Annotated in this window: 9 protein-coding genes and 1 pseudogene; 5 read left to right on the top strand and 5 right to left on the bottom strand. The window is 49.5% G+C overall.

All coding sequences use genetic code 11. The features are described from left to right. Positions 1–637, bottom strand: a 637-nt coding sequence (locus J0895_RS00655; RefSeq protein WP_207086220.1) for a TIGR04282 family arsenosugar biosynthesis glycosyltransferase, incomplete at its 3' end; no start/stop codon positions are given. 204 nt (positions 638–841) lie between these two features. On the opposite strand from J0895_RS00655, the gene pgl reads away from it, so the two are divergent. The 5 genes from pgl to J0895_RS00630 all read left to right on the top strand — a co-directional run bounded on the left by pgl (position 842) and on the right by J0895_RS00630 (position 4,824). Further along, the gene (pgl, locus tag J0895_RS00650; protein ID WP_207086218.1) at positions 842–1,564 is read left to right on the top strand and encodes a 6-phosphogluconolactonase; all 723 of its coding nucleotides are present in this window, start codon (positions 842–844) and stop codon (positions 1,562–1,564) included. A gap of 166 nt (positions 1,565–1,730) precedes the next feature. Next, positions 1,731–2,594 (top strand): FHA domain-containing protein, encoded by an 864-nt coding sequence (locus tag J0895_RS00645; protein ID WP_207086217.1) that lies wholly within the window; start codon positions 1,731–1,733, stop codon positions 2,592–2,594. Positions 2,595–3,149: 555 nt separating this feature from the next. Next, positions 3,150–3,611 carry an FHA domain-containing protein gene (locus tag J0895_RS00640; RefSeq protein ID WP_207086216.1) on the top strand — a complete coding sequence of 154 codons (462 nt, stop codon included), beginning with the start codon at positions 3,150–3,152 and terminating at the stop codon, positions 3,609–3,611. A 27-nt stretch (positions 3,612–3,638) separates the two neighbouring features. Further along, the gene (locus tag J0895_RS00635) at positions 3,639–3,875 is read left to right on the top strand and encodes a hypothetical protein (protein ID WP_207086215.1); all 237 of its coding nucleotides are present in this window, start codon (positions 3,639–3,641) and stop codon (positions 3,873–3,875) included. A 25-nt stretch (positions 3,876–3,900) separates the two neighbouring features. Next, positions 3,901–4,824 carry a PRC-barrel domain-containing protein gene (locus J0895_RS00630; protein ID WP_207086214.1) on the top strand — a complete coding sequence of 308 codons (924 nt, stop codon included), beginning with the start codon at positions 3,901–3,903 and terminating at the stop codon, positions 4,822–4,824. Positions 4,825–4,931: 107 nt separating this feature from the next. Here the strand turns inward: J0895_RS00630 and J0895_RS25540 are convergent, their stop codons facing one another. The 4 genes and pseudogenes from J0895_RS25540 to J0895_RS00620 all read right to left on the bottom strand — a co-directional run. Continuing rightward, complete coding sequence (locus J0895_RS25540) at positions 4,932–5,336, bottom strand: RpnC/YadD family protein (protein WP_242540945.1); 405 nt, start codon at positions 5,334–5,336, stop codon at positions 4,932–4,934. Between the two features lie 68 nt (positions 5,337–5,404). Continuing rightward, entirely contained in the window at positions 5,405–5,965 is a 561-nt protein-coding gene (locus tag J0895_RS25535; protein ID WP_340643418.1) for an RpnC/YadD family protein, read from the bottom strand. Next, the gene (locus J0895_RS26220) at positions 5,962–6,084 is read right to left on the bottom strand and encodes a hypothetical protein (RefSeq protein WP_277989768.1); all 123 of its coding nucleotides are present in this window, start codon (positions 6,082–6,084) and stop codon (positions 5,962–5,964) included. The genes J0895_RS25535 and J0895_RS26220 overlap by 4 nt, the downstream gene beginning before the upstream one ends. Before the next feature lie 18 nt (positions 6,085–6,102). Beyond that, positions 6,103–6,298: pseudogene (locus tag J0895_RS00620) on the bottom strand (ferredoxin:protochlorophyllide reductase (ATP-dependent) subunit B); the annotation flags it as partial.

Below are 6,298 nucleotides of genomic sequence, written 5' to 3'. Positions count from 1 at the left end.
TCAGGGAGAATCGGGACCCTAATTCAGCTAAATCTTCCGGGCGATCGATATCCCTAAGTTCCGGTAACTGCGCCACAGTCAGGGACTCAGAACCCGCCACTGCAAGAGTTTGGGCCAAAACTTCCCCAGTCCCCCAAGCTATCCCCTGAAATATCTGCGGAATGAACCGAGACAGTCCAATCAGATAATATCCCCCATCCATTGCGGGTCCTAAAACTATGTCATGAGAGTGCAGGGATTCAAAAGCTTGCATGAGGGTCACGGCATCCAAATCCGGGCAATCGGTCCCGATAATCACCACCCGCGAGCATCCCGACTCAAATGCCTCCTGAGCAGCAGCTTTGAGGCGATCGCCCAAATCTCCCTCGGACTGGGGTCGATACTCCAAATCTTCCCCCAACCACCCTTGCATCTGTTCCAGGGTTCCCCCAGTAAATCGGACTTCCACCGCGATCGGTTTCGCCATCTTCTTGTGCAACCCCTCTCGAACTGTTGCCAAGGTATGTTCCCCCAATTGTCGATGCAAGAGCGCCGCCCCCCTTGCCCCTAATGCAGGAATCAGCCTGGTTTTAGTCGTGCCAGGATAGGGAAGACGGGTAAAAATAATCAGGCGATCGGGATTGGGGTGAGAAAGCATAGGAATGGGGGAGATCGGGAAATGGGGGAGATCGGGAAATGGGGGAGATCGGGAAATGGGGGAGATCGGAAGGATATTTTTTCTTAGTAACGACTTCAGTCGTTTCCTCTTCTCCCCATCCGCCCCATCTTCCCCATCTTCCTCATCTCCTCTTGACTAGATTGCTTAAAATAGGGTGGAAAACCCTCATTTTAATCCAACCGGATGAATCATAACGTCGAAGTCTTAGCCGATAAAACTGCCCTAATTGAGCGATCGCTGGAACTGGTGCGGGCCAAAATTGACGAAGCGATTCAACAGCGCGATCGCTGTACCATCGCCCTAGCTGGTGGCAGCACCCCCAAACCCTTGTATGAATCCCTCGCCACCTTCAACCTTCCCTGGGAAAAAATTCACATCTTTTGGGGAGACGAACGCTATGTCCCCCCAACGGATCCTGATAGCAATCAGCTCATGGCACGTCAAGCATGGCTCGATCGCGTTAACTTGGACGACGCCAACATTCACCCGATTCCCACCCAGGGAGAAAATCCGGCTACCGATGCCCAGCACCATGAGGCCCATTTGCAAGAATTCTTTGCCATTTCTCCAGGAGAATTCCCCAATTTTGATATCATTTTGCTGGGAATCGGCGATGATGCTCATACAGCCTCCCTGTTTCCCCATACCTCCGCCTTACAAGTGCGCGATCGCCTCGTGACCGTAGGCAATAAAGACGGACAGCCCCGCATCACCTTTACCGTTCCCCTAATTAACCACGCCCACAATGTCTTCTTTCTGGTGGCAGGAGCCTCCAAACAACAGGCCCTCGGACAAATTTTCGCCGCCGAAGCTGACCCTCTAACCTACCCGGCGCGGCTGATTCAGCCTTTAGGCGAGTTATGGTGGCTATTAGATGAACCGGCAGGACGGGAGTTAGCCGTCTAAACGGTCTATCCGCAATGGCAAGGCGGAGTGATCAGATCAGAGGTCCGATGGACTTTTGCTGTGAACCCCTCGTTGCTATTCTCTGCTGAAGCGATTGAACCGCCGCAATAGCAGCAGTTTAAACCCGTCTTTTCTCCGATCGTATCGAAGCGAGAACTTAACCAAGATGATAGTTTGCCCGAATTGCAACCACCAAAATCCTGATGGAGCCATCCAATGTGAGGCTTGTTTGACTCCTTTGCCTGCTACGATGAACTGCCCGAACTGTGGCGCAACGGTCCAAACTGATGCCGCCTTCTGCGGTCAGTGTGGCTATAATCTCCAGGTCAATGCTGCTGAGGAAAGCTCCTCTGTAGAATTCCCCGAAGCTTTGCCGACGGTAGTTTCTGCTGCCTCGGGTTCCTCGACAGGGTCGCTCCCGGACCTAGACCCCCCAGAACCCCTGGTATCCCCAGACCACCTAGCCGGATTTTCCACCTCGGAACCGGAAGCGGAGACTCCTCCCCCGGTTGCACCCACTCCGCTACCGACTCCGGACCCCACTCCGTTACCGACTCCGCTACCGACTCCGGACCCCACTCCGCTACCGACTCCGGACCCCACTCCGCCACCGACTCCGCTACCGACTCCGGCACCAACTCCGACACCGACTCCGATTGCCACTCCGGTTGGAACCAGTTCGGCAACTCAACTTCAGGCGATGCCACAGGCACGACTGTTCCATGTTCAAACGAATACCCCGGTGGAATTACCCTCCACTGTGTCGGTACTTCACATTGGCAAACCCAATGATATGGTTCCCCCAGATGTAGATGTGTCGGGATTTCCCCATTCTGAAGTGGTCTCTCGCATTCATGCGGATATCCGTGTGGAGGGAACTAATTTCTTTCTGGAGGATGTGGGCAGTTCTAATGGCACCTACGTCAATAATCTGCCGTTACCGAAAGGAAATCGCCAGCTTTTGCGTGCGGGCGATCGCATTGCTTTGGGTAAGGGAGATATGGTCACCTTTATTTTCCAACTGTCCTAGGGTCTCGGGAATCGGCACTGGATTCGCTCTGGATTAAATCCGGGGGACAACAAGCCGGGTGTCTACCCTTTCTGGCTTGCTATAACCGTCCTGGGGTGCCGGTGGGTCATGAAGCTACCGTTCAAACGCACAGATGAGAGTTTGATCCGCGTGCTGTCGGCACTTCACCTTTGGCTCACGGGCTCGGTTATAAATCATTTAGGATGGCTATAAGGACCAGAGATTTTGTAACCAAACCTGGTTTCTAACCTTGGCTGTACCCCCGGACTAAGTATTTACCTCCTTTTTCCCAGTTGACAGACTCACCGCCAACTTTTTCTAAGTCTGGCGGGGGGTTTTGTTAGCCGGACCCATCAACCCTGGATTTCTATTCCAGTTTAGACGAAACCTCTTGTCTTGTTGACAAGGGAGATCCTGAGAATTGAGAAAAGGAAGGGTGAGAGGGGTATCTTTTAAATAGGTCCTTTTTGTAACCCGGGAAATTTAAGGACCCTGTTGCGACTGTACCTTAAACCTTTGTTATCAAAGGTAGATCTACTGAATAGGGATGCTCCTGTGATTACATTAACTTTATTGCATCCGATTAAGTCCACACCGATTCAGAGTTGGAAATTTGACAACGAATCTGCAATTCGGATTGGGCGTGCGACGGATAATAATGTCGTACTCTATAGTGCTGTTGTCTCTCGACATCATGTAGAGTTACGACGGGTCGGTCTCCAGTGGAAAATTATTAATCTCGGCACGAATGGGACTTATCTGAAGGAGTCTCCCATTACTCAAGTGACCGCCGAAGATGGGGTGATTTTTTCTCTGGCGCGTTCGGGTCCGCAAATCCAAATTCATCTGTCAAAATATCGGTCTAAAGTTTCAGCCGACTCTCAAAAATTGGAGTCTGCAATGCGTCTGCCCGACCCGGATTCGGATACGGTGACTGCGGAGGATGTCACAAAACCCATCCCACTCCCCCAAACTTCGTTGGAATCCGAAGTGGCGAAAAAGGGCTATCCATCCTGAACAAGCGGCGGATCCCTCTACGCGATTTTGTTAGTATCGGTTCATATCAGACAGGCTAGAGGGAAGGAGCAATTAAATGGAGCGATCGCCGAAGGCCATGTTGCTACCTTAGCGCCCGATTACCCCACCCGGGTAAATCTCATCACTCCTGTACATTGCTCCTTTGAGCAGACTATCGGAAACGAATGGTTTGTTGGCAAGGCATCATGGCTTTTAGCCGGTTGCACTCACCAGTCTGATGTCAATCATCCGGACAACGGATGAGTTTATAATCCATAGGAGTTTTAATATGGCAATCGAACAACAAGTGATTCAGTCTTCTCAGTTGCTAAATCGTCGCGTCATCGATCGCGGCACCGCAGAAGAAATAGGCCACATTGATGAACTGTGGCTCAATGCAAATTCCCATCACGTTGTCGGATTTTCCTCTAAATCAGGCGGCGTTCTGGGATTAGGGGTTAAAAGACATTCTTTTTCTTGGGCCCAAATTTATAGTATTGGTGCGGATAGTGTTTTAGTAAACATTAATGCCGAGGCGGAAGAACCCGAAAAGTCCCCAGAAATTAATCAAGGGATTATTGGTCATGAAGTCTTGACTGATAGCGGAAATACAGCCGGTGAATTGCGCGATTATATCATTGCCACTCAGACTGGAGCTGTCGTCGGTTATCTTTATAAATCGAGCGGTTGGCGGGGTGCAGTAGAAGGGACTTATCTGCTCTCTCCGGATGATATTTCTAGTATCGGAAGTAAGCGAATTATTGCCATTGATACAGCCATCCAAGACCCTCAACCCTACACCGATGGCATGAATCAAAAACTGAATAAAGTCGGCGAGTTGCTCAAAGATGATTATACTAAAACAATGGGTGATTTGCGCGGATTAATGAAGGGAGCGCAAAATATCTCGGAACAAGCGAAAAGTAAAGTGCAGGAAGTCGCGGGACAAGCGCGAGAAGGCTCTGTATCTTTTGCAGAACAAGCGCGAGAAGGCACTGTATCTTTTGCAGAACAAGCGCGAGAAAAAGCCAGTGAAGTAGCGAATCAAACTCGCGATCGCGTCGCCGAAATGAGAGGTGAATCGACCGCTACTCCAATCCTGCCGGAATCGGAAGTGGTTTCAGAATCTGACGTTATACCTGACTCTCCAGTTGTCATTGAATATGAGGTAATTTCTGAGGCTCCACCTGAAGCGAAAAAATCTGAAAATTAGTCATAATCCATTGAGTTTAAATTCGGGTTTCCAGTTTTGAAGCTTAGGGCACGGCATTGCCGTGTCCTAAACCGATGGCGAGAGGGGGTATTTTGGATTTCCCTGATTTATTCAACTGATGTTCTCACGGAGGTCATAAAAACTTGGAATTCAGCGATTGAGGCGATCGCGATCGCCTCCCGCAATAGCGAATTGAGAATATCCATCTCTTCAATCCCATTAACCGCCTCTAGGACTTCCTGTGGTAATTCCCCAAACCGGATTTGCAAAATTTGCAGGATATTCTCTCGCAGCTTTTCCATCATTCCCTCTTGACGTCCCTCTTGAAGTCCCTCTTGAAGTCCCTCTTGACGTCCCTGCTCACGCGCTTCTTCTTGGATCAGTTCTTCCATTGGACTTATGAACGGCATTTGTCTTTCCTCCCGATAGCGAATCACTTGAGTTCTTAATTGCTGTTCCAGTTCCTTCGGTAGGCTCATCATCCGGTCCACAAACCGAAATAGATTTACCATCTCATCTCTAGTATAACCCTTTTCAAACAGTGAGCGAATTAGCGTCCACTTCCACTGTTTTCGTTCAGTCATCTTCCCGTTCGTCGCTTGGGTTTTAAATGCGCCATCACCATCAGCGCAAAGGGGTTTTCTTCCGATTCTAACTCCTGCCAACGACTCTGGTAGTCCAACAGTTTCACCGTAGGAAATTCCATCCGGAGTCGATACCCATCCAAGCTATAGGAATATTCCGTGGGACGCCAAGATGGACTATCGTCTCCTAAAATCGCGACGCTAACCACGGGTTTGTTGTATTTGTCCAAAGCGCGATAGTTGTACCGATAGACCCGTTGATTAAACTCCGGATCCGTTTGACTCTGTACTTCGACATGAATCAGAATCCATACGGTCTGTTGGTTGAGGAGTTTCACTTCAAACAATTTATCGGCAAATTGAGTCCCAACATCCGAATCCCGCACCAGTTCCATCAGTTCCTTTTCCAGGGAACGATAGGGTTGAGTCCAGTCTATCTGACTATGAATGGCCGGAAAAAAGAACGATAAAAACTGTTCAAAGTAAAGAGAAAGTGCTTCTTTCCAGGGTTTATCATAATCGGCGGGAACTGAGATGTAAATTTTCGGTTCATTCACTGGTGTTTTTCCTTCGATGTATCTCGCGAACCATTTTTCAAATAGAGATGGAGTGTCAGGCGATCGCCTCTCGTTCGGTTAGGCGATCGCCCTCTTCTAATTTGCGTTAAGTGGGTCACCCCACCCAACCCTCAAATCTACGCGCCTACAGATTCTTTCGCCGCATACATCACTTCCAAAGAAATCTGGCTAAACCCGCGTTCCCGGGCAAATTTCTCCGTATTCCGCTTCACCTTACCGCGCACAAAACCGGGAACCTTATTCAATTCCCCTTGTGCTTCCTTAGTCCAGTTCAAATCAGAATCCGCCGAAATCGTTTTCTGAATCACCTCT

It is taken from the genome of Phormidium pseudopriestleyi FRX01 (assembly GCF_017313335.1).
GTDB lineage: Bacteria > Cyanobacteriota > Cyanobacteriia > Cyanobacteriales > Laspinemataceae > Laspinema > Laspinema pseudopriestleyi.
Note: the sequence above shows the minus strand (reverse complement) of the source record. Positions and strands in the feature narration are given on the sequence as shown.